The sequence below is a fragment of the Campylobacter sp. genome (assembly GCF_052170435.1).
Taxonomy (GTDB): Bacteria; Campylobacterota; Campylobacteria; order Campylobacterales; family Campylobacteraceae; genus Campylobacter_A.
Window position 1 is genome coordinate 1 of sequence record NZ_JBQNAN010000014.1, and the last position, 23,091, is coordinate 23,091.

Sequence of the window (23,091 nt, forward strand, 5' to 3'; positions counted from 1 at the left end):
TTTTTTGAATTTTACTCTTTTTTGCTTGCTGATGCTTGAAATTTGCTTTTTTAGAACATGATCTTTGCGCACCGTCTTTAAATTTGCCCTTTTTGCTATTAAATTTTTAGCTTGCTCTACCTTATTTAATATATTTTAGTGCTCGGTAGTCAGGCACGCTTATTTTTAATTAAACTTGTTACATAAGATAACATAAAGATTTTTTATAGATGGTTAAATGTGGCAAATTTGGCGCAGAAATTTAAAATTTTATAGGCTTGCGGCGAATTTGATGTAGTAGGGGATGTAAAAATGTAAAATTTTTGCAACAATGTCAAAATTTATGAAAGATTTAAGAAACCTTTGGCTATACTTCACATTTCTTTTAAAGTGCGCTCGTAGCTCAGCTGGATAGAGCATTTGATTGCGGTTCAAAAGGTCAGGGATTCGAATTCCTTCGAGCGCACCACGATACTTACAAAACCGATAAAAATCCCCAAAATTCATGCTTTTATTTAACTAACGAAAACCGTTAAATGTGAAATTTATCAAATTTAACGCCCTAAAACTTCCCAACTTTACTTCCCAAGCGTTTTTGGGAAGTTTTTTTAAGCAAATCCCGGCAAGTAGGCCTCAAAGTTTTTATAATTAAATTAAAAGCGGGGTCGAAAATGAAACTCACTCAACAGCTAAACTTTAAAGTTGCGCCTGACGACGCTATTCGTGATTACAAGCTCCCAAGCGATAAAAAAGAAAGTCGCCAAATGCTTACCGATACGGGCTTGTGTCTGAAAATTAAAAAGCTTCACAAGAAAAACACTACGCATGTAAAATACCGAAAAGATTTCTATTATTCAACAAACGGAAAATTAGTAAAATTTTTGGGAAGTTTTGGCGATATGACCTACAAAGAAGCTCTAAAAGCTCTTGATGAGTTTTTGCTAGCCGTTCCTAGCGCTGCTAAAACTTCCAAAAATACTTTACGAAGCGTATTCGAGTTATATCTAACCTTTCGCCCCTCGCTTGCTGCAACAACCGTCAAAAAAAAGAAAACTATTTTTAGCAAAAGGCTTGGAGTGCTTGCCGATAGGGATATTTCAAAAATTGAAAGAAAACATTTGCAAGACATTGCCGATGAGATATTTCGCGAAAAACTATACGCTAGTCTCGATGATTATTGCGAGTTTGTTCATCAGCTTTGGGGTTTTGCTAGAAAGCGAGGCATTTTAAAAAAAGATATTTTTGACGGCATTCTCTTAAAAGAAAGCTACGATTGCCCGCCTAGCGAAGGTTATGCTTGGATTAGCGACCAAGCCGATCTTGAGAGTTTAATCTCGTATGTTCTAAATTATCGCAGTCCTATATCCTCTATAAAAAAAGCTCTAATAATGGGCTTGGCTACAGGGCTTCGTGCCGGAAATATCCGAAAGATGTCCGCAAATCATCTAAAAATTGATGAAAACGGCGAATTTTACTTACATTTTCCAAAAGATGAAAAACAAAACCAAAACAAATGGCGATGAATATCTAGGGCTTCCGCGGGAGATTGGCGAATGGCTATTGAGTTTTAATCTTAAAGGAAGTCAATTATTTTTTGGAAATACAAAAAGGCAAGCCTTTAAGCGACGGGACTCTCTCAAATGCGCTAGGCGACTATTGTTCTGAAAAGTTAGGGGATAATGTTTGCCTTGTATTTCATAGCTTCAGGAAGATAGCCTCTACATTTTGCCATGAAAATATGCCTCAAAACGGGCTTATACCTTACGAGGTTGAACGCACGCTTTTTCACGCTATCCACGGCGTAGCAGGGGTTTATAATAAATCGACAAATATCGCTATGACTAGAAAAGTTATAACGTGGTGGTTTAACTATTTAAAATCTTTGGGATTGGCATTATGAGTAAAAAAAGAAGCGGGGCCGAATTAGTTGAAACTTGTAAAAGCATTCACCTTTCGACCTCTGAAATATTAGCTAATTTAAGCTTATTTGCATATAAAATCTCTCGGGAAGTTTTGCTAAAAAGTCCTATTCTTTATGGGCGGTCAGTATGCTAGAAAATAGAAAATTTCTCTCGCTCGATGACGGCGAAATAATCAGCGACGATCTACTCGCTCGCTCGTCGATAGGTCGAGAAGTCCGCCTGCGAACTATAGACATTTCGCGAACTCTCGAAAAAATCGGCTTTACCGCCTTGGGCATAGCTATCACGCTTGACAATTCAGGCATAAAAAAGCGTGGCACTTGCGGGCGTATGACTGCGGTCGAAGCTGCGCAGGCTCTCGAAAAATACCTTAAAACGCTTATCGAAAAAGAATTGCGTAAGTATCCATTGTTTGTCAGTTACGTATTTGAATCGCATAGGGGCGGAATGCCCCATATCCACGCTATGATCTTTTGTCTGCCCTCTCACCTTGCAAAAATTTCGGCGTTTTTTTCAAGGTTTTTAAGCCGCAAAGCTGTAACCGTCGAAGTTTTGTCGCCCGAGTATTTGTTTAAGCAAAATACGGGTACATGGCATTTGCGACAAACAACGGCGCAACTCATCGGCTGTGATGTTTCAAAGCTGCTTCGCAAAACCACGAGCGAATGGGAAAACGGCAAGAAAAAAACCTACAAATGCGATCGAATTAAAGACCTTCAAGAAGGAAAAGTTCTACACAGCGCGCAAAACTTTAAAATGGCTCGCAAATATCCGAATGCGTATATTGAGCTCGACGTATTTATGAATGAATTGCTTGAAGCATGGAATAACACTTTTGGGGTTAAAAAGAATCGTGCAAGGGCTGCGAATGCTATAAATAAAGAAACCAAAGCCCCTTATATTCTTGAAAAGGTCGTCATATTCCCGTCGAGCATTAAAAGAAATCGCAAGCCCAAAAAGACGAGTAAAAAAGAAAACGCAAAACCTCTTGATCTAGATTTGCGGGCAAAAAATGGCGATCGATATCATGCCTGCAACTGCCGGGTTTTTCTCTCTGAACGGCAACTAAAAGCCCTAAAAATTGCAGCACGGCAACAAAAGAACAAAGCGGGGTTAATTCACTTAATCCGCTTGCTTTTTTCGAACTATCAAAACGGCTTAATGCCTGCATTGTCGCCGTCTCGTGCGGCTTCGTATTTAAACTTTGTCCTTGAACGGCAACGGGTGCAAGAAAAAGAGGCTCGCGCAAATCGCAAGCTCGCGCGCGAATATGGCGCAGATGATATCCAGTGGCTGTACGACTATCATTTACACCGTGAACTTTGGGGCGAAGTAAAGGTTGAAATTTATGAAACTTGGCATACGGAGCTTTGGCAGAGGGGGCTAATGAGTGACGCTTCTAGTAAGGCCTTTGATAATTTCGTAGATGAGCTACTCGATACCGAGGAATTTACCGATTTTTCGATTGACGAGAAAAAACAAAAGTTAGCCGAGCTATTTCCGAAGCGAGAACGCACGCTGATTTTGGAAAAAATCGTCACGAAAAGCGAGCCGCAAAAAGAGCCCGAGCCTTGCCTTTTTGCGCCTTCCGACCTAGTGCCGACGTCGATAGAAAAATTAAATAAAAATTACCATCTTTCCTGATATGATCTTTGTCAAAATTTTTAAAAGGAGTCCATTATGGAAAATTTTCAAAAACCTAGCCAAAACGTCGCTCAATCTTTGAGCCAACCTCGCCCACAACAAGAGCAAAAAACTCAAGAGATTAAGCCCCAAGAGAAAAAGCCCCTTAGTGAAAACGCTAAGCTTGTCCAAGAGCTGAAAAAGCTTTTAAAGCAAATCGAGAGCCTAGAAAAACGGGAAAAGGCTGCTCAAAATACTTTAGACAAGGTTAAAACCGAACTCGACAAAATCGGCGCGGAAAAGGTCAAATACGCAGAGCTTCTTAAAAAGTTCGACCTTGCGACGTATTGACGCTCGTCTTTCCCCTTGTGGGCGCGTTTCTGCACTTACCCCTTGTGGGTAGGTGCACGTAATGCGCATTACGTGCACCGATAACCCCGCGAGGGGGTTACAGTGCCTAAAATGCTAGAAACAAAATAGAAAGAGGTATTATATGGATAATAATGCTAAATCGTGTGTTAGTATTTTGCTGGCTAAACCTGGCAACTTTTGGCACAATTTTAGGCGCGGATTTTTACCGAACGATTGCCACAAAGAGCTAGTTCACGAAAATGAATATACGTGTAGCTTTGAGGAAGCTCGACGTTTGGCAAAACGGATGCGAGACGACGCAGTCGCCGCGTATCAAAGAAAATATAATCAAAAGCCGCAATTTGACGAGGAGAAAATATTTTGGGAGGCGTCAATTAATGCTAGAGAATATCATACTTTGGACGACTTGCGAAAAGCTGGCAAGATAATCGAAAAAAAGACCGGATATCGTATGGTTTACGGGGCAATTCATCGTGACGAAGGGCATCTCAATGATGAGGGGGTTTTTGTAAAAAACACACACTTTCAAGTACTACTTATAAGCTTAGATGAAAACGGAAATAGTATGCACCGGGTTACCCGGGGGAAGCGTCAGCTTATGCGGGATATTCAGACTGAAGTCGCCCGCGTATTAAATATGGAACGCGGGATTGACAAAAGAATAAGCGGGCGGGAACATCTCACGCCGCGCCAATATAAGCAAGCCGTGAAACTGCAGGAGCCGCTGAAGCAAGAGCTGAAACTCACGAAAGCTGATCTGAAAACGGCAAAAGAGCGAATAAAACAGCTAGAGGGGCAGCTTAAGACCGCAAACCTTGATGCTAGAAATGAGCTTAAGGCACAGGGCGCAAGTCGCCCTGACTACGCGAAGCTTGAGGCTGAAAACGCCAAGCTAAAAGATGAATTAGCCGCCTTTAAAAAAACGACTGATAATGTTAGCGTTGATGACTTTGTAAAACTTTTTGAGGAAAAAATTAAAAAACTACGCAATCACCCTAAAATCGATGTCGAGGTTGAGAAGGCCATAAAAGCGAACAACTTACGAAGCGGTATTTTGGGGGCTTTTGATAAAAATAGTATAATGGCTTACATCGCTGATTCAGTTGCTACGAAACAGGCGGCATTAAATACAATCAAGGATGCCCAAGCTGCTTTAAAAAAAGCCGCAGTTAAAAAAGAAATCGACGCGTACGAACAACTGAAGGCTCTGCGAGAAAACAAGATCGCGGGGGCTTTGTTTGGGGCTGTCTCAAAGCCTGCTGTCGATGTGGATGCCTTGCAATCCGAAAATGCCTCGCTTTTGAAAACTTTCGACTTCCTTCAAAAACAAAACAAAGACCTTCAAACCGCCCTAGAGAAAGCTACAAGCCTTATTAACCAAAAAAATACCGGGCTTGAAAAACCACAAAAGAATCAAGAGGTGGTTAAACAACTTGATGACTCTTTTTTTCGGGGGCAAGCTATGCTATTGTCCCAATTAATTAGGAATAAACAGCTATACATTGAGCCAAAAGGGCAACATCTGGTCGAGAGTCTAAACGATATCGTAAACGGTGAAACTCCATTTTCTCGCTTTGAGGGCATAAAAAGCGGCCTTCTTACCTATTGCCCCGCTTCATCGTCTCCGAAGAACGACCTCGAAATATAAACCTCTGATTGCTCGCGCGCGTCTGGAAATACGGCGTTTGCGCGAGTTTTTGGCACCTTCTTAATATATTAAAATAAAGATATATATGGCAAAACCCCTAAAGCATACTTCGGTCAAGCGAGAGTGATTTTTTGAGAGTGGCGAGAAAAATCACGGAAGCGTAAGAGAAATCAAATTTTCTTAAACCGACAAGGGGGTATGGGGGTGAGCCCCCATAGATGTGTATTCGGCGACATCTCCCCAAAGAGAGGGCGACGCCTAAAAGCATAAAAAAAGAAAAACATCTTTTTCTTTTTTGGAAAAACAAATTTGTATTTTTTAACGCTTCGCCGATTTTCTCGCCTATCTCAAAAATGCGGCTACGCTTGACCGAAGTATGGAATAGCATTTTTTTGTAGCTAATTTGCAAAAAATAAAATTTTGTGCTATGATTCTTGCTAACAAAAAGCGGGGAATGAATTAGTAATAAACTTTAAGCTTTCAAACCTTAAGCCGTTTAAAAAAGGTTAATTATCTTAGCCTTAAAATCTGCGACAATGACTAAAAAAGCTTAAGTTTTCTACTATTTTATCCTACTTTTCGGCTTTTTCTTAAAAGAGTTGGGAAGATACTTAAAAAACTTCCTTAGTTAGCTTAAAATGCCTGTATTTTGGGGTTTTAAGTATCGTGCTCGTTTCCCTTCGAGCGCACCATTTATTCATTTATAATTAACCCTTTTTCGCAAATCTTTTTTATTTATCCTTGCTTTTCTTTTGGTTATATTTTCTTGCTTTAAGTGGTTTTGCATATAAATTATATGAGCAAAAACTTTTAGAGATAAAATTTAAATCGTTAGATCTTGAGTAAATTATTACTTTGTCTTTTAAAATTTTTCGCGGCTTACTAAAAACAATCATTTAATTCTTATCTTGGATAAAAAATACAAAAACTACTCAATTTTTATGATACATAGTTTAATGCTTATAATAATAGGTCAAAAAGTAAAATGCAGACTATTTTTGCTATTTTGTATTGAAAACTATAATTTTCAAATAAATATTTATATCTCTTTTGTATTACCTCAATATCTTCAGCAAGTGCCTAAAATAAGGTTTTTCTTAGCGTTTTACTTTTTGCATTAAACCAATTTATCCGTCAAATTTAACGCGATATTTTCGGTTTTATTTTATAGATTATTTTTAGTATTGTATTGCAAAAAGTTTGCCGTAAAATTTCTAAAAAATTAAATTTTATATTATAATTAGCCCTCATATCTTACTTGAAAGAATTAAAATAGCAATAAACAATATTGAACAAGCTTACGACACCCTTCCATATACTTCGCAGTCATTCAAAGAGTCGCATCCGCAAAAGCTTGAGTCCATAGCGAGGCTTATCTCTCTTGATCCTCCCGCGGCTTCGGAAGCTAGAGTTTTAGAGATCGGCTGTTAGTTCGGCGGAAATTTGATCCCATTTGCGCTAAACAATAAAAACGCGGATGTTGCAGGTATCGATCTATCCGGTATTCAAATTTAAAGCTGCATCAAAAAGATATCTGCGAGCTAAAAGACGAACTGGGTAAATTTGACTACATCATAGCTCACGGCGTTTATAGTTGGGTGCCAAAAAACGTCCAAAAATCGATTTTAAGCGTTATAAAAAATTTGCTAACGCCAAACGGGCTTGCTTATATTTCGTATAATGTATATCCGGGCTGGAAAGGAAGGTCCGTTTTGAGGGATTTTATCGATATCTTCGTGCAAAATTCGCACAAGGATGCCAGTGAACTAGAAAAAGTAACCGCCTTTCGGGGAGATATAAAAATCTCTAAAAGATTACATACGGGCGATTGACCTTGAGGATGAACAGAGGTGGCTAATAAAGCATATCGATAGTGTCAATGAAAAATATGCTAGTATGGACTATTATTTCTATCATGAGTTTTTTGAGATTTTTAACGATCCTTGCTATTTTTTCGAATTTGTAAAAGATATCGAGAAATTTGAGCTTGGATATCTTACGGACACAAATTTGCATATATCTTTAGATACCCTTTATGATGAGCAAATTTGCGGTATTTTTAGTAGCATAAAAGATATACCTGCACGCATAGTAAAGGAACAATATATCGATTTTGCGATCAATTCAAGTTTTCGCAGAAGCATAATTACTCATGCTCAAAATATTCAAAATGCAAGACTTGATAAAAGATTTGATAAAAAAAGTGTAAATGCGCTCTATATTCGCGGTAAATTTGATGAAAAGGACGGCAGTATAATCGACTCTAAGGAACGAATCGTAAATCTAAAAACTACTAAAATTGTTGATATTATAAACTCAGCCTATCCAGGCTCTGTGAATATCGAAGAACTGGTAACTAAATTTGAGGACAAAAATGAAGTTTATTCAAGTATTATCGCATTTATACTCAATGGCAGTGTTGATATCTTGCCTGTTGCAGTAAAATGCATAAAATACGTTCCTGGAAAAAGCAAGATCAAAGAAATTTACGAAAGATATATAAGATATTTTTTGAAAAACGACAAACCAGCTATCGGTTTTTCAAATCAATTTAATGAGATCATACTCAGCAAATTTGATAAAGCCGACCTTGAAATAATGCTGGAATTTAACGGCAAAAATAGCATCAAGGATATCAAAAATATTATCAAAAACAAGGGAATAATGATGCAAAGAAAAGACAAAAAAGGCAACATAGTGAACGTCGGTATTGGCGAGGCCGCTGACATCTATTTAGAAGGACTAATAAAAATGATGACAAACAGCTTAATGTTTGAGGAAATTTAGCTCTTTTTATGCTTTTTGGGATAGTCAAAAAACAGAGCTTTTGTGCCGTGTTCTTTTAGCTCCTTGAAGCCACTGTTAAATTCGACGCAAAAGATGCCGCAAGTCGGGATATTTCCTATAGCGGCATCGCTTAAAAGCTCGCAAATTTCCGTTATCGCGTCATTGTGCGCGACGATAAATACGCTTTGAAATTTGTCGTCAAACTCTCTTACAAAGGTCAAAAGATCATGCGTCTGCGCTCCGTATAGCTCGTCTTTAAATTTGATTTTCTTCTTAAATTTAACTGCTTCGGCTAGCTTTTGAGCCGTTTTAGCGCAGCGTTTGGCGGGACTGGCAAATATCGCGTCCGTCCTTACCTCGTGTTTTTTTAGTCGTTCGCACATCAGCGCCAGATCCTTTTTGCCTCGTTCGCTCAGATCGCGCTCAAAGTCGCTGCCTTCGCCCTCTTCTACAGCTTTTGCGTGCCTGATAAAGTAGATTTTTTTCATTTATTCCGCCTTTTTGGCTTTTGATAGATTTTTTATGTGCTCGATCTCTGCCTCACTAAAGCCCGATTTTAGACGCGCGCTCACGTTTAGCTCGCGGGACTGCAAAAAGGCTTTAGGGTAGATTTTTTGCACGATTTGCGCATAGATTTCGGGGCTTACGCCCTCTTTTTCGCAGGCAAATTTAAACCAACGATCGCCCTTTGAGACGTGCGAGATCTCCTCGTCTAAGATAACTTGCAAAATTTCGCAAAGACGTGCCTTGCTCCCGTCTTTTTCGCGCTCGGTTTCCAGCTTTTTTAGCATAAAAGCGTTTGCGTCAAGGCCGTTTGCCTCCATGTATCTAGGCAGCACCGCCATGCGCTCAAGCAGCGACGCGGAGGTATTTTGCAAAGCTATAAAAAGCCCGTCATGCACGGTAAAATCGCCGTATTTCACGTCAAATTTAGCCATGTGATCCTCGATCATCTTAAAGTGCCTAATCTCATCCTGCGCGACCTCTAGCCAGTCGTCATAGTAGGCTTTTGGCAGCGCGCGGAAGCGATACGCCGCGTCTAGCGCGATATCTACGGCGCTGTATTCGATATGCGCGATCGAGTGCAGGAAGGCTTTTTGCTTGTCCGCTTGCTTTTTACCGCCTATTTCTCTCATCGCTACTACATCGCAAAATACTGCGTAGCTTGGGCGCTCAATCGGTTTTATCTCGTCAAATTTACCGCCCTCTTCTATTTGCGCGTCAAATTTACCGGCCTTGTATTCGGCGTAAAATCGTTTAAATTTATCAAATTTAAGCTCCTTGTCGCCGCACTCTAAAATTTCCCAAATTTGATCGAAAAATCTCATTTTATCACCTTAAATTTTACCCCGAAATACCCTAGCGCAAAGCCGATGATATGCGCGTACCAGGCGACGTTTACGCCCATGGCTACGGGCGCGAAGCTCATTAGCAAGATGGCGATTATTAGTCCTTTTCTGCTACTCGCGTCCAAAAACGCCAAAACTCCTAGCAGCAAGCTGATCGCGCCGCTAGCTCCGACTAAATTTATAAAAGTTCCGTTAGTTTTAAACATAGCATAAATATAAATAAAACTAAGCAGCGAGGTCAAAACGCCTCCGACGCAGTAAACGACGGCAAATTTTTCGCTTCCGTAGTACCGCTCTAGAAGCGATCCAAACTGATACAAAACCGCCATATTCATCAGCAAATGGGCCAAATTTGCGTGCATAAACATCGAGGTCGCGGGCTGCCAAACGAAAAGCTCGTCTATAAAAAACATATTTAGCCCAAGCGTCACGTTACTACTGCAAATGCCGCAGTAAACGGCAAGATATACTAGACAATTTAACGCGATGAGCGATATCGTGGCTTTCAAAAACGGCTCCTTTTTAAAGGCTTTATCATATAAAATTTAGACATAAATTTAGCTAAAAATTAACCTTGCCAAAGCCGGCGAATCTGTTTGACGTTAGGCAGGTAGCGTCGCCGCCTTTACACGCTACGATGTAGGAGTTTACCTCTTTGCCGCCTATTTTATGGCTATTTTTTTGAAATAGATTTATAAATCCGCTTTTGTTTTTGCCTCTGGTATTATGCATAAATCTTATAGTTCCGTCGTCCTCTATGCGGTCTATGATGCCAAGGTGGGTTATGATTTGCTTGTTTTTGCCTTTGGTTTGACTCGTGGTGTTGTTAAAAAATACCAAATCTCCGAGCTTCGGGCTTGTTTGCGAGATCAAATTTCGCTTTTTGTAAAGATTATAAATGGCTTGAGATTTCGATCCGTTTTCGCCGTAAAATTTGAGTAAATTCGTCTCGGAAAAGTAAACGTTATTTATGTTTTTATTTACGAGCGAAACGAAACCCGAGCAGTCTCCGCCATCTTTTTTGCCTAAAAAGCCTTGCATAAAATTTGAAAGCGCTATGCCGCCCAGATCGTTAAATACGTCTTGCTGCGAGTTTAAAAATCTAGCGTTTAAAATTTGTCCGCTCTGATCGGTCGGGTAAATTTTGGGCGTACTGTTCGCGCAACCGCTAAAAATCAAAGCCGCAATCGGCGCCAGCGGTAAAAAAATGGTAAATTTCATTTAAATCATCCTATTTTATATTTAAAGCGGCGTTTTGCGGTAAATTTAAGCACCGTAAACGAGCCGCCTAAAAGTAAGATTATATAAATAAATCGGTAAATATCGGCATAAATTTAAATTTATAAGCTAAATTTCACTATACTTTGGGTTTTATTTAAGGATTTAAGATGATGCATTATTTAGAAATCGAAGGAAACGCAAAACTAGGCGGCGAGGTCGCCATAAGCGGAGCGAAAAACGCCGCCCTGCCCCTCATAGCAGCGGTTCTAATCATAAAAAACGACGTGACGCTAAAAAACATGCCAAACGTTGCGGATATAAAAACATTGGCGACGCTGCTCGTAAATTTGGGCGCAAAATGCGAATTTGCAGATGATCACACGCTAAAAATCAACTCAAACTACGTCAGTTCCACGAAGGCTAACTACGACATCGTGCGCAAAATGCGCGCCTCTATCCTGGTTCTTGGCCCACTGCTAGCTAGGTTTGGCCACTGCGAGGTGAGCCTGCCCGGCGGCTGCGCGATCGGACAAAGACCGATAGATCTACACCTAAGCGCGCTTGAAAAAATGGGCGCAAACATCGAGATAAAGCAAGGCTACGTCGTAGCTACGGCGCCTGATGGGCTAAAGGGCGCGCAGATCGTGTTTGATAAGATCACGGTAACGGGCAGCGAAAACATCATCATGGCCGCCGCGCTCGCTCACGGTACGACGCATCTAATCAACGTCGCCAAAGAGCCTGAGGTGGTGCAGCTTTGCCAGGTTTTGGCCGCAGGCGGCGTGAAGATCGAGGGTATCGGCACGGACGAGCTCGTGATCGAGGGCACGGATAGGCGCCTGCTGGACGTCGGCGAGATAACGGTCATCCCAGATAGGATCGAGGCGGGCACGTATCTTTGCGCCGGGGCGATCACGAACTCGCAAGTAACTATCACGAACGCTAATGCAGCGCATCTGCGGGCCGTGCTTACTAAATTTAACCAAATGGGCTTTGAAACCGTCGTGGACGGCGACAAAATCACGATAATGCCGGCTAAAAACGTAAATCCCGTCGAGATCGTAACGACGGAGTTTCCGGGATTTCCGACCGATATGCAGGCGCAGTTTATGGCACTCTCGCTCGTAGCAAACGGCGTTAGTACGATAGACGAGAGGCTTTTTGAAAACCGCTTTATGCACGTTAGCGAGCTCACTCGTATGGGTGCGGACATCCGCCTAAACGGCCATATCGCGACGATCTACGGCGGAGGCGAGATAAATGCTGCTGACGTGATGGCTACCGATCTGCGCGCAAGCTCGGCTTTAGTGCTAGCTGCTCTCGCCGCAAACGGAACTAGCCGCGTGCATAGAATTTACCACCTAGATAGAGGCTATGAGGGGCTGGAGCGCAAGCTAGCGGCTCTGGGCGCAAAAATACGCAGGCTGGAGGAGTAAAATGACGCTAGAGCTTGCTCAAAATTTAATCCTAGAAAAAGCCAAATTTGACGGCTGCGGAGAGTTTGCGAGCCTTGAGCGCGCGACGGGCAAAATTTTAGCACAGGACGTCGTTGCCGTTAAAAATTTGCCCTCCTTTGATAACGCCGCAATGGACGGCTACGCGCTCAAATTTGACGATTTTAACGAGCCGTTAAGCGTCGCGGCAACCGTGCTGGCGGGCGATGAGGCTGAAATCACGCTAAAAAAAGGCGAATGCGTAAAGATAATGACCGGCGCAAAAATGCCGACAAATGCCGACACGGTCGTGCCTTTTGAAGACGCTATTTTGCAGGACGGCAAGCTCTCGCAGCAAAGCAAAGTCAAAAAATTTAACGCACTAAGATATAAGGGCGAAGAGGTTAAGGCTGGCGAAATTTTGCTAAAAAAAGGCGAATTTTTAACGCCCGCAAGAGTAATGATGCTGGCCGCTCAGGGCATCTACTGCGTCTGCGTGGAGCGCGAGCTAAGAATCGGTATATTTTCAAGCGGCGACGAAGTGGTCGAGCCGTGGCAAAACGCTAGCGAGGAGCAAATCTACAACGCAAACGGCGCAGGCATCGTATCTTTGCTTCAAAGCTTCGGCTTTGCTAGCTCGTACGCGGGCATCATAAAAGACGACCTAGAAAGCACGACGCTAGCGCTAGAGACGGCCGAATTTGACGTTATAATCACAAGCGGCGGAGCGAGCAAGGGCGAGGCTGATTTTATGAAAACGGCGCTTTTAAATTTGGGCTTTAGTGAGCTTTTTGACGGCGTAAATATCCGACCCGGACGACCGAGCAAAGCTTTTATAAAAGATAAAAAAATCGTATTTATCCTGCCGGGAAATCCGATGGCGGCGTTTTTGATGTGCTTTTTACTAGTCGTTCCTTTTTTGAATGGCGCGCAGCTTGAAAAATTTGACGCCGTATTAAATCAAGACGTAAAAATAAAATCGGGACGTCAAAACATCGTGCTCGGTAGCTTTTTGGGGGGCAAATTTAGCGTGACGGATAATAATAAATTCGGCTCTGGCATGATAACTCCGCTCATCAAAAGTAACGCCGTTTTGGTAACAAGCGAAAGCCTCGGCGAGCTAAAAGCGGGCGAAATCGTAAAAATTTTGAAATTTTCTTGACAAATGAAAACGTTTTTGCTAAAATTGCGACTTCTCAAACGGTGCGGGAATAGCTCAGGGGTAGAGCACAACCTTGCCAAGGTTGGGGTCGCGAGTTCGAATCTCGTTTCCCGCTCCATTTTTTTCTTACTATTTTTTCCCATTTTTTTATTTTCTTTGGATTTAGCGCTTTGGCCGATGTATTGCGTTTCAAACGGCAAAATAACGCTTGCGGACTTGGGCTTTACGGACAAAAACGACGAGATTTTAAATTTAGGCGAAAACAAAGCCGCAAAAATAAATTCGCGAGATTTAGTGGAAATTTTAAAAAAACGCGGCGTAGAGCTTGAGGATAAAAGCGGCGGAGAGACGGTATTTGTAAAAAACTGCGACGCGTTAGCTCTCGTGCAGCGCGCGTTTTTGCAAGAAGTTACGAGCGAGTTTAAGGGACTGCAATTCGTCAAATTTCCGCTTATCGAGCCTCAAAACGAACTTCCTAAAAACTTCCACGAATACAAATTCGATAAAATTTACGTAAATAAAATCAATCCAAAAGGTAGCTTTAGAGCCGGTTTTATCACGCCAAACGGCTCGCAGCCAAGCGTATTTTTTAGATATGAAATAAACGCAAAAATGCCGGTTTTGAGGGCTACTAAGCCGCTTGCGACGCGCCAAATGCTAGGTATCGGCGACTTTGCAAAGGACTGGGTTAAGCTTGACGAGTTTAGCCCCGACATGATGAGCGAAGCGCCAAATGCGAGGCTAGCGACAAAGCAAAATATAAAAAGCGGCGAAGTGTTGCGCTTGCGGCAGTTTACTCTGCTACCGCTCATCAAAAAAGGAGAGCGCGTAAATGCCGTGCTTAGCGACGGGGCACTCAGTATCATCGTCGAGGTCACGGCGCTAGAAAACGGCAATCTAGGTGAGACCATCAAAGTTAAAAATAACGACAAAAAGGTCTTTAGCGCGCAAATCGTCTCAAAAAAACAGGTGATGATAAGATGAAAATTTTTCTAGGTATCAGCGGCGCAAGCGGCGTAAATCTGGGGCTAAAGCTCGCCCGCGAGATAGCAAAAAGAAGCGAGCTACATCTGTGCGTGAGTAAAAACGCGATGAACGTGCTAGAAAAAGAGCTAAATTTTACGGATATTTTTTATAAAAACGGTGCGACGGGTTTAAAATTTAACGCAAACCAAAATAGCGCCAAATTTGACAAAGATCGCGAAGACGCAAAATTTGCAAATTCTAGCTCCGCCCAAGGCGAGCTAGGTTTTCGAGGCGGAGACAAAAGATCGCAAAATCAAAGCAACAAATTTGCGGATAATGCGCAAGATTTTGGCGACAATATTTTAAAATTTACCGCTTTAGATAACTGCGGCTTTAATGATACAAACGGGCAAATTTGTAAATCTAATGGCGGCGAAAAAAACGCAAGCCCTAACGATGAAATAGCAAGCAAATTTGACGATCGTAAATTTCAAAACCAGTGCGTTTTTGATAAAAATCGCGTTCAAAAAGACGCCAAACGAGACGAAATTTATCAAATTTGGCAAGATTTGCAAAATCGCGCCGTTATTTATGGCGACTCCGATCTGGCCGCAGCTCCGAGCTCGGGCTCGTTTGGCATAGATGCTACTATCGTCGCGCCCTGCTCTATCAACACCCTAGCTAAAATCCACGCCGGCTTTGCCGACACGCTGATAACCCGCGCCGCCGCAGTCGCGCTAAAAGAGCGAAAAAGGCTGGTTTTGGGCGTTAGAGAGATGCCGTTTTCTACGCTAGCACTCGAGCACGCAGCCAAGCTATCCGCCCTAGGTGCCGTTATCGCGCCGCCGGTTTTGGGTTATTATTCGGATCAAAATAGCCTTGAAGATATGGAAAATTTCATCATCGGCAAGTGGCTTGATCTGCTCGGACTCGAGCATCAAATTTATAAAAGATGGAGCTAAAACAGCTGCGCTAGCCGCAGGATAAAGTCCTGTTTTAGGCATAAAATAGTAAAATCAACCTTTAAAATTTAAAGGCGAAAAATGAAAGCTTGTATCTATCCCGGCACCTTTGATCCCGTAACAAACGGACACGTCGACGTTATCAGGCGAGCGACTAAAATTTTCGATAAAGTTATCGTCGCAGTTGCGGCTAGCGAGAGCAAGCAGCCCTATTTTAGCTTGGCTAGGCGTGTAGAGATGGTAAAAATCTCGACGACGGATCTAAAAAACGTCGAGGTCGTAGGCTTTAATAACCTGCTCGTCGATTTTGCTAAAAACTGCGGCGTAAACGTCGTGATCCGCGGACTTCGCGCGGTTAGCGACTTTGAGTACGAGCTGCAAATCGGCTATGCAAACGCCGTGCTTTGGGAGGAGCTTGAGACCGTTTATCTGATGCCAAGCCTGCAAAACGCCTTTATCTCAAGCTCGATCGTGCGCTCCGTTCTTAGCCACGACGGCGACGTTAGCAAGCTGGTTCCAAGCGAAATTTTAGAAACTTTGAAAGGCTAAATTTGTATATTTTATTTGAAGGTATCGACGGTGTGGGCAAAAGCACGCAGATAGCGCGGCTGGCGGCTGCTTTCCCGCAAGCCATCGTGACTAAAGAGCCCGGCGGTACGAAGCTCGGCGAAAATTTGCGCGAGATTTTACTAAAAGAAAATGGTCTAGATAAAAGGGCTGAAATTTTGCTATTTTTGGCCGATAGAGCCGAGCATTCGGGTAAGATAATAAAACCCAACTCGGATAAAATAATTTTGAGCGACAGGGGCTTTGTTTCGGGCATGGCCTACGCGCTGGCGGGCGGAAATTTTAGCTTTGAGGAGCTTTTAAATTTAAATAAATTCGCCCTGCAAGGAAATTTTCCGCAAAAAATAGTATTTTTTAAAGCGGACGAAAACACGCTAAGATCGCGCTTAGGCTCGCGCGCGCAGATGGACGGCATAGAGGCTAGAGGATTTAGTTATCTACTAAGAGTGCAGGACGCGATGGAGGAAATTTTGCAAAAACTAGACGTCCGCTACGTCACGATCGACGCCGCCCTGGATGAAGAAAAAATAACGAATTTGATAAAGGAGTTTATAAATGATTAGCGCATTAAGGGGGATGAAGGACGTTTTGCCGCCCCAGTCGGGACTTTACGAGAGGATAATCAAAATCTGCGAAGAGGTCGCGAAAAACTACGGATACGAGTTCGTGCTATCTCCGCACCTGGAGCAAACGGCGCTTTTTCGTCGCAGCGTCGGGGAAAGCAGCGACATCGTGGGTAAGGAGATGTATCAGTTTGAGGACAAAGGCGGCAACGACGTTTGCCTGCGCCCTGAGGGGACGGCGGGAGTCGTGCGCGCATTTATCGAGGCTAAATTTGACCGCGCGGGCGGTGTGAGACGGTACTTTTATCACGGTTCGATGTTTCGCTACGAGCGCCCGCAAAAAGGGCGTTTGCGCGAGTTTCATCAGTTTGGCTGCGAGTGCTTCGGCGAGCCTAGCGTTTATGAGGACGCGAGCGTTATCTTGATGATAAGCGAGATTTTCTCGCGGCTAGGTATCAAAACCAAGCTACTTATAAATTCGCTCGGAGACGCCGCTAGTATGGGTGCATACAGGCAAAAGCTGGTTAAATTTTTAGACGCACACGAAGGGCAAATTTGCGAGGACTGCAAGCGCAGAAAGCTAACAAACCCTATCCGCGTGCTAGACTGCAAGGTCGAAAGCTGCCAAAAAATCTACGAAAACGCGCCGCTGATAATCGGAAGTCTAAACGACGAATGCGCAGGCGAGTTTAAAAAGCTGCAAGAAATTTTAAGCGGCAACGGCGTGGAGTTTGAGATAGATCCAAAGCTTGTGCGCGGACTTGATTACTACTGCAAAACGGCGTTTGAGTTCGTTTCAAACGAGATCGGCGCACAGAGCGCGGTCGCGGGCGGCGGACGCTACGACAGACTGGTCGAGTACCTAGGCGGCAAGGCTAGCTACGGCGTTGGCTTTGCGATGGGTATCGAGCGCATAATGGAAATCCTAGGCGGCCGCGAGAGCGAGAGCAAAAGAAGCGGCGTATATATCGGCGCGATGGATGCCGAGGGGGTGGACGCGGTCTACAAAATAGCGATAAATTTAAGAAAAAGCCTCCCGGTTCTCGTGAGCTACGAGCCAAAAAAACTGCAAAAGCACCTAAATGCAGCCGATAATGCAAATGCGAGGATTTGCCTTTGCGTCGGCGAGGACGAGCTAAAATCGGGCAAAATTTGGCTAAAAGATCTGAGCGAAAAAGCCGAAAAAACGCTTGATTTGGTTGATTTGGAGACGGAGCTTAAAAGGATTTTAAATGTATGATTACGGTTTAAATTTGTGGGGAAATAATAACTTCATCGTCGAAAACGGTAAAATTTGCGTCAATACCGGCTCAAAACCCGCCATCATCGACATCGTAAAAAGCATCAGGAGCGAAGGCTACCGAGGCCCGCTATTGCTGCGCTTCCCTCACCTCATACACAAGCAAATTTCGCAAATTTACAAAAGCTTTGAGAACGCGAAAAACGAATTTGGCTACAAAGGTAGCTTTAACGCCGTTTATCCGCTAAAAGTAAACCAGTATCCGGGCTTTGTAAAAAACCTAGTCCGTCACGGACAAAAATACGGCTACGGACTGGAAGCGGGCTCAAAGGCCGAGCTGCTACTGGTGATGGCGTATAACAACGAAGGCGCGCCGATCACCGTAAACGGCTTTAAAGATAAGGAGATGATCAACATCGGCTTTATCGCGGCCGAAATGGGACACAACATCACGCTAACGATCGAGGGACTAAACGAGCTTGAGGCTATCATCGCCATCGCAAAAGAGCGTTTCGCGCCCAAGCCAAACATCGGTCTGCGCATCAGGCTGCATAGCAGCGGATCCGGCGTCTGGGCTAAAAGCGGCGGCATAAACTCCAAATTCGGCCTAACCGCGACCGAGCTAATCGAAGCGGTAAATTTGCTAAAAGAGGCAAATTTGCTCGATCGCTTTAATATGATCCACTTTCATATTGGTTCGCAAATCACCGAAATCCATCCGCTAAAAAAGGCCCTAATCGAAGCAGGAAACATCTACGCCGAGCTGCGAAAAATGGGCGCGAAAAACCTAAAAGCCATAAATTTGGGCGGCGGTCTGGCCATAGAGTACTCGCAGTTTAAGGAAAACTCGAGCCGAAACTACACGCTTAGCGAATACGCCAACGACGTGGTCTATCTGCTAAAAACGATGGCGACGCAGCGAAACGAGGTGGAGCCCGATATCTTTATCGAGAGCGGCCGCTTCGTCTCGGCTTCGCACGCCGTGCTGGTCGCGCCCGTTTTGGAGCTCTTTAGTCAAGACTACACCGAGGAAAAACTCGTACTAAAAAAGAAAAACCCTCAGCTAATCACCGAGCTAAACGACCTGCTAAGCACGATAAAGCCGTCAAACGCGATAGAGTATCTGCACGACAGCATCGATCATATGGAGAGCATTTTGACTCTTTTTGATCTGGGTTACGTCGATCTACAAGATCGCTCGAATGCTGAAATTTTAACCCACCTAATCATCAAAAAAGCGGCTAAAATCCTCGGCACCAAGCAGCACAACGCCGAGCTTTTAAAGCTGCAAGAGGAGGCGCAGGAGCGCTATCTCGTAAACTTCTCGCTATTTCAGTCGTTGCCTGATTTTTGGGGTTTAAAGCAAAATTTCCCTATCATGCCGCTTGACCGCCTAGACGTGCGCCCTACCCGCTCGGCGTCGCTGTGGGATATCACGTGCGATAGTGACGGCGAGATAGGCTTTGACGACGAGGAAAATCCTCTGTTTTTGCACGACGTAGACGTGGAAAAAGAGGAGTACTTTTTAGGATTTTTCCTAGTCGGAGCGTATCAGGAGGTGCTGGGTATGAAACACAACCTCTTTACTCACCCTACAGAAGCTACCATCGAGATAGACGCCGAGGGATTTAAGGTTTCGCACCTGCTGGAGAGCCAATCGATCCTTGATATCATGGAGGATCTTGACTACGACATCTACGAGATCCAGGATATCCTAAACGAGCGCATCGAAAAGTCAAAGCTCGTAACCGACTCGCAGCGCAAGCAAATTTTAGGCGAAATGTATCTGTTTTTAAACGATAACGGCTATCTAAAAACCATATCTTAAATTTAGAAAAAGGAGTAAAAATGCTATCAAAAAGAGTTCAAGTGCTAGGCGAGAGCCTAACCATCGAAATCAGCACCAAGGCAAAAGAGATGAAAGCCCGCGGCGAGGACGTGATCAGTTTCGGCGCGGGCGAACCGGACTTCGACACGCCCGAGATCATCAAAAACGAAGTAAAAACCGCCCTAGATAAGGGCTGCGGCAAATACACGGCCGTAGCGGGTACGCCAGAGGTAAGAGAGGCTATCGCCGCAAAGCTAAAGCGCGACAACGGCCTAGACTACGCGCCAAATCAAATCATCACCAACGTCGGCGCCAAGCACTCGCTTTTTAACGTATTTCAGGCGCTAATCGACGAGGGCGACGAGGTCATCGTGCCGAGCCCGTACTGGGTGAGCTACCCGGAGATGGTCAAATTTAGCGGCGGCAATCCCGTTTTTATCGAAACTAGCGAAAAGACCGGCTTTAAAATCACTCCCGAACAGCTAAAAGCGGCGATCACTCCTAGAACTAAAATTTTAGTATTAAACAGCCCTTGCAATCCGACGGGCGCGATATATAGCCGCAAAGAGCTGGAGGCGCTGGGCGAAGTGCTAAAAGGCACGAAAATCATCGTAGCTAGCGATGAAATGTACGAAAAGCTAAACTATGAGGGCGAATTTGTCGCGACCGCGGCGGTGAGCGAGGATATGTTTAACCGCACGATCACGATAAACGGCCTAAGCAAATGCGGCGCGATGCCGGGCTGGAGATTTGGCTACATGGCTAGCCCGTTTAAGGAGCTAAATGCTGCGGTAAACAAGCTACAAAGCCAAAGCACGAGCAACATAAACTCCCTAACGCAAGCCGGCGCCATCCCTGCGCTGCTCGGCAAAGCCGACGAGGACATCGCGTATATGAAGGGCGAGTTTAAAAAGCGCCGCGACCTAGGCGTCGAGATGATAAACGCTATACCGGGACTTAGCGTGCTTAAGCCCGACGGCGCGTTTTATCTTTTTATAAACTGCTCCGAGGTTGAGCCCGATAGTATGAAATTTTGCAAAGAGCTGCTAGAAAAGGCCAAGGTCGCCGTGGTGCCTGGCGTGGGATTTGGTATGGACGGATACTTTAGGCTGTCTTTTGCGACCGATTTGGAGAGTATCAGAAAAGGTATCGCAAGGATCGGCGAATTCGTAAAAAGCTATAAAAAATAGCGTAAATTAGGCTCAAATTTGGTAGATATTAAAAATCAAATTTGAGCCCCTTTATATAGACATTATCTCCAAATATAGATATGTGTCCAATTGTAAGATACTTTTTTATTAGTCGAATTATATAAACTTCGTAAGTAATTTCCATTATATCATCTGGTATACGCTTCTCCATATTTATACTTTTATCTATGGGCATATATTCTAGAATATTGTATTTTTCCAGCAATTGCCTAATATTGTACGCATCTACAATATTATCATTACAACAATATATGAGTAATAATTGCAATATATCCGCATCTAAGCAAGCTCTTAAAATGTTGCTATGCCTTTTATATCCACAATTCTGTTCTTTGCTAGTGATTTGATTTGTATTGTAGTCGTTTATAAATTTTAATATTTCATATACAAGAATTGCGATCCTGAAAAAATTTGCAACATACTTTAATTCAGGATTATCATAGTCGCCATGATTTTCTAAAAATCTATCATTATTAGACTTGAAATCTTTTATATCCAAATTTAAGGTCTTTAATAAAGAAAAAAACGTGTTTTCAAATCTCTGCTGTTCAAAAATTTGAGATGATCTCTCTTGCGCTTCAGCACTTTTTGCCAATTCTTCTCTGGTTAGCCTTAATTCCTCTCTTGAATTTTTTAATTCTTCGGATTGAAAAACTATAGTAATCAAAAGTGCTATAAAGGATAAAAGAGCAAATAGCGGGTTTAAATAACCTCCCAAGAAATCTCCAACCTGACCCAAGAATTCGCTATTTATATCGTCTTTTAAAATATAGGCCGCCAATGTACCTACGTAAAAACCTATTCCAAAAATACCAAAAATAATAAGATATTTTTTCATCTAGTTTTTCTTAAAAAATCTCGCGATCTTAGCTTGCAGTTTGAAAAAGTCGGCCAGCTCCATTATCGGATATGCGCCTGCGTATTTTTTACCGCCAGCGATATCCTTTGACACGCCGCCGCGCGCTGCTATCTGGGCAAAGTCGCCGACTTTTAAATGCCCCGCCGAGCCGCTTTGTCCGCCCATCACGACGTTACGCCCAAGCCTCGTCGAGCCTGCGAGTCCTACCTGCGAAACGAGTATCGAGCCGTAGCCTATCTCGCAGTTGTGACCGATTTGCACGAGGTTATCGATCTTGGCGTAGGCTTTTACGACCGTACTTTCAAACACGCCGCGGTCTATCGTCGTGCATGCGCCAATCTCGACGAAATCCTCTAAAACGACGTTGCCGTTGTGGTAAATTTTCACGTGTTCGCCCGTTTTCGTGTGCGCGTAGCCAAAGCCGTCGCTACCGATGACGGCGTTTGCGTTGATGCGGCAACCGTCGCCGATAACGGTGTCGTTGTAGATGACGACGTTTGGGTGAATGACGCAGTTTGCGCCGATTTTTACATTGTCGCCGATGTAGGCGCCCGCCATCACGAGCGTGTTATCGCCGATTGCGGCGCCTGAGCCCACGTAGACGTTTGGCATTATCTTTGCGCTTGGCGAAATTTGCGCCGGCTGCGGCTTGGACGCTAGAAGCTCTCTGGCGAAATACTCGCTCAAAATAGCAAAGGCAAGATGCGGGTTTTCTACCACCACCGCCCTACTTTGCGCACCGACGAGTTCTTTTAAATTTGACGCGACTAAAATCGCGCCCGCCTTTGAGTTCTCGATAAATTTAGCGTTTTTCTCGCTATCGCAGTAGCCTAGCTCGCTAGCTCCAGCTTTTGAGAGCGAATTTAGAGCCGTGATCTCTAGCTCCTCGCCGCTAAATTCCAGTCCTAAAATTTTATAAATTTCGCTTAGTTTCATCATAGATCCATTAGCACAGAGCCGCCGCGCACGACGTCTGTGGGGTTAAATTTTTTGATAGCTTTGAGGAAATTTTCTATCCTGCTCGCGTCGTCGCTGACCATGACGACGATGTAGTTTTCGTTGGTGTTGGCTACGATACCGTTGTAGGCTTTTAGTATCGCGTCCAGCCCGCCGAAATTTTCGCTTAGCGGGATTTTAACGAGCGCCATTTCTTTTTCGACGAATTCGCCGCTTTCGATGACTTTGTAGGTCGGTATTAGCTTGTGTAGTTGCTTTACGATCTGCTCGAGCACGCGCTCGTCGCCGCTAGTGACGATGCTGATACGAGAAAGCTCGGTGCCGGGGATGGGTGCTACCGTGAGCGTGTCGATGTTGTATCCGCGTCCCGCAAAAAGCCCGGAAATGCGCGATAAAACGCCGTGCTCGTTTAGCACGATGACTGAAATCACTCTTCTTATGC

Annotated in this window: 23 protein-coding genes and 2 tRNA genes; 18 read left to right on the forward strand and 7 right to left on the reverse strand. The window is 43.8% G+C overall.

Annotation, left to right across the window (positions count from 1 at the left end; genetic code table 11):
• The first annotated feature begins 371 nt into the window (after window positions 1–371).
• The 8 genes from ACTTJF_RS06595 to ACTTJF_RS06630 all read left to right on the forward strand — a co-directional run bounded on the left by ACTTJF_RS06595 (window position 372) and on the right by ACTTJF_RS06630 (window position 8,331).
• A tRNA-Arg gene (locus ACTTJF_RS06595) sits at window positions 372–448 on the forward strand.
• Window positions 449–650: 202 nt separating this feature from the next.
• A complete protein-coding gene (locus tag ACTTJF_RS06600) occupies window positions 651–1,502 on the forward strand; it encodes a hypothetical protein (RefSeq protein WP_442551280.1) in 852 nt (283 codons plus the stop codon).
• A 71-nt stretch (window positions 1,503–1,573) separates the two neighbouring features.
• Window positions 1,574–1,879 (forward strand): hypothetical protein, encoded by a 306-nt coding sequence (locus ACTTJF_RS06605; protein WP_442551281.1) that lies wholly within the window; start codon window positions 1,574–1,576, stop codon window positions 1,877–1,879.
• Window positions 1,880–2,027: 148 nt separating this feature from the next.
• Window positions 2,028–3,545: a hypothetical protein gene (locus ACTTJF_RS06610; RefSeq protein ID WP_442551282.1), complete on the forward strand. Its 1,518-nt coding sequence runs from the start codon at window positions 2,028–2,030 to the stop codon at window positions 3,543–3,545.
• 36 nt (window positions 3,546–3,581) lie between these two features.
• Window positions 3,582–3,875, forward strand: coding sequence for a hypothetical protein (locus tag ACTTJF_RS06615; protein WP_442551283.1), 294 nt, complete (start codon window positions 3,582–3,584; stop codon window positions 3,873–3,875).
• 142 nt (window positions 3,876–4,017) lie between these two features.
• Entirely contained in the window at window positions 4,018–5,544 is a 1,527-nt protein-coding gene (locus tag ACTTJF_RS06620; RefSeq protein WP_442551284.1) for a mobilization protein, read from the forward strand.
• A gap of 1,496 nt (window positions 5,545–7,040) precedes the next feature.
• A complete protein-coding gene (locus ACTTJF_RS06625) occupies window positions 7,041–7,376 on the forward strand; it encodes a methyltransferase domain-containing protein (RefSeq protein ID WP_442551318.1) in 336 nt (111 codons plus the stop codon).
• A 64-nt stretch (window positions 7,377–7,440) separates the two neighbouring features.
• The gene (locus ACTTJF_RS06630; RefSeq protein WP_442551285.1) at window positions 7,441–8,331 is read left to right on the forward strand and encodes a methyltransferase regulatory domain-containing protein; all 891 of its coding nucleotides are present in this window, start codon (window positions 7,441–7,443) and stop codon (window positions 8,329–8,331) included.
• On the opposite strand, the gene ACTTJF_RS06635 is transcribed toward ACTTJF_RS06630, so the two are convergent.
• The 4 genes from ACTTJF_RS06635 to ACTTJF_RS06650 are packed head-to-tail and all read right to left on the reverse strand — an operon-like array spanning window position 8,328 to window position 10,901.
• Window positions 8,328–8,819, reverse strand: a complete 492-nt coding sequence (locus tag ACTTJF_RS06635; RefSeq protein WP_442551286.1) for a SixA phosphatase family protein — start codon at window positions 8,817–8,819, stop codon at window positions 8,328–8,330. The two genes, ACTTJF_RS06630 and ACTTJF_RS06635, sit on opposite strands and share 4 nt — an antisense overlap.
• Window positions 8,820–9,659 (reverse strand): ferritin-like domain-containing protein, encoded by an 840-nt coding sequence (locus tag ACTTJF_RS06640; protein WP_442551287.1) that lies wholly within the window; start codon window positions 9,657–9,659, stop codon window positions 8,820–8,822.
• Complete coding sequence (locus tag ACTTJF_RS06645; protein ID WP_442551288.1) at window positions 9,656–10,189, reverse strand: rhomboid family intramembrane serine protease; 534 nt, start codon at window positions 10,187–10,189, stop codon at window positions 9,656–9,658. The genes ACTTJF_RS06640 and ACTTJF_RS06645 overlap by 4 nt, the downstream gene beginning before the upstream one ends.
• 52 nt (window positions 10,190–10,241) lie before the next feature.
• Window positions 10,242–10,901 (reverse strand): NlpC/P60 family protein, encoded by a 660-nt coding sequence (locus tag ACTTJF_RS06650; RefSeq protein WP_442551289.1) that lies wholly within the window; start codon window positions 10,899–10,901, stop codon window positions 10,242–10,244.
• 170 nt (window positions 10,902–11,071) lie between these two features.
• Here ACTTJF_RS06650 and murA point away from each other — a divergent pair, with 170 nt between their 5' ends.
• The 10 genes from murA (at window position 11,072) to ACTTJF_RS06700 (ending at window position 20,812) form a co-directional block, all read left to right on the forward strand.
• A complete protein-coding gene (murA, locus tag ACTTJF_RS06655) occupies window positions 11,072–12,337 on the forward strand; it encodes a UDP-N-acetylglucosamine 1-carboxyvinyltransferase (RefSeq protein ID WP_442551319.1) in 1,266 nt (421 codons plus the stop codon).
• 1 nt (window position 12,338) lies between these two features.
• Window positions 12,339–13,496 (forward strand): molybdopterin molybdotransferase MoeA, encoded by a 1,158-nt coding sequence (locus ACTTJF_RS06660; RefSeq protein ID WP_442551290.1) that lies wholly within the window; start codon window positions 12,339–12,341, stop codon window positions 13,494–13,496.
• 43 nt (window positions 13,497–13,539) lie between these two features.
• Window positions 13,540–13,614 (forward strand) — tRNA-Gly (locus ACTTJF_RS06665).
• A gap of 59 nt (window positions 13,615–13,673) precedes the next feature.
• A complete protein-coding gene (flgA, locus tag ACTTJF_RS06670) occupies window positions 13,674–14,480 on the forward strand; it encodes a flagellar basal body P-ring formation chaperone FlgA (RefSeq protein ID WP_442551291.1) in 807 nt (268 codons plus the stop codon).
• Entirely contained in the window at window positions 14,477–15,424 is a 948-nt protein-coding gene (locus ACTTJF_RS06675; RefSeq protein WP_442551292.1) for a UbiX family flavin prenyltransferase, read from the forward strand. Before flgA ends, ACTTJF_RS06675 begins: the two co-directional genes overlap by 4 nt.
• Window positions 15,425–15,505: 81 nt before the next feature.
• On the forward strand, window positions 15,506–15,973 hold the full coding sequence (coaD, locus tag ACTTJF_RS06680; RefSeq protein ID WP_442551293.1) for a pantetheine-phosphate adenylyltransferase: 468 nt from the start codon (window positions 15,506–15,508) through the stop codon (window positions 15,971–15,973).
• Between the two features lie 2 nt (window positions 15,974–15,975).
• Window positions 15,976–16,554, forward strand: a complete 579-nt coding sequence (gene tmk, locus ACTTJF_RS06685) for a dTMP kinase (RefSeq protein WP_442551294.1) — start codon at window positions 15,976–15,978, stop codon at window positions 16,552–16,554.
• Window positions 16,547–17,794: a histidine--tRNA ligase gene (gene hisS, locus ACTTJF_RS06690; protein ID WP_442551295.1), complete on the forward strand. Its 1,248-nt coding sequence runs from the start codon at window positions 16,547–16,549 to the stop codon at window positions 17,792–17,794. The genes tmk and hisS overlap by 8 nt, the downstream gene beginning before the upstream one ends.
• Complete coding sequence (gene speA / locus ACTTJF_RS06695) at window positions 17,787–19,622, forward strand: biosynthetic arginine decarboxylase (RefSeq protein ID WP_298086001.1); 1,836 nt, start codon at window positions 17,787–17,789, stop codon at window positions 19,620–19,622. Before hisS ends, speA begins: the two co-directional genes overlap by 8 nt.
• Window positions 19,623–19,642: 20 nt before the next feature.
• A complete protein-coding gene (locus tag ACTTJF_RS06700; protein WP_442551296.1) occupies window positions 19,643–20,812 on the forward strand; it encodes a pyridoxal phosphate-dependent aminotransferase in 1,170 nt (389 codons plus the stop codon).
• 28 nt (window positions 20,813–20,840) lie between these two features.
• Here the strand turns inward: ACTTJF_RS06700 and ACTTJF_RS06705 are convergent, their stop codons facing one another.
• Genes ACTTJF_RS06705 through ilvN form a run of 3 tightly spaced genes read right to left on the reverse strand, consistent with a single transcriptional unit; the run spans window position 20,841 to window position 23,089 of the window.
• Window positions 20,841–21,671 (reverse strand): putative phage abortive infection protein, encoded by an 831-nt coding sequence (locus tag ACTTJF_RS06705; RefSeq protein ID WP_442551297.1) that lies wholly within the window; start codon window positions 21,669–21,671, stop codon window positions 20,841–20,843.
• Window positions 21,672–22,628 (reverse strand): UDP-3-O-(3-hydroxymyristoyl)glucosamine N-acyltransferase, encoded by a 957-nt coding sequence (gene lpxD / locus ACTTJF_RS06710; protein ID WP_442551298.1) that lies wholly within the window; start codon window positions 22,626–22,628, stop codon window positions 21,672–21,674.
• The gene (ilvN, locus tag ACTTJF_RS06715) at window positions 22,628–23,089 is read right to left on the reverse strand and encodes an acetolactate synthase small subunit (RefSeq protein WP_163026421.1); all 462 of its coding nucleotides are present in this window, start codon (window positions 23,087–23,089) and stop codon (window positions 22,628–22,630) included. Before ilvN ends, lpxD begins: the two co-directional genes overlap by 1 nt.
• Window positions 23,090–23,091 lie beyond the last annotated feature (2 nt).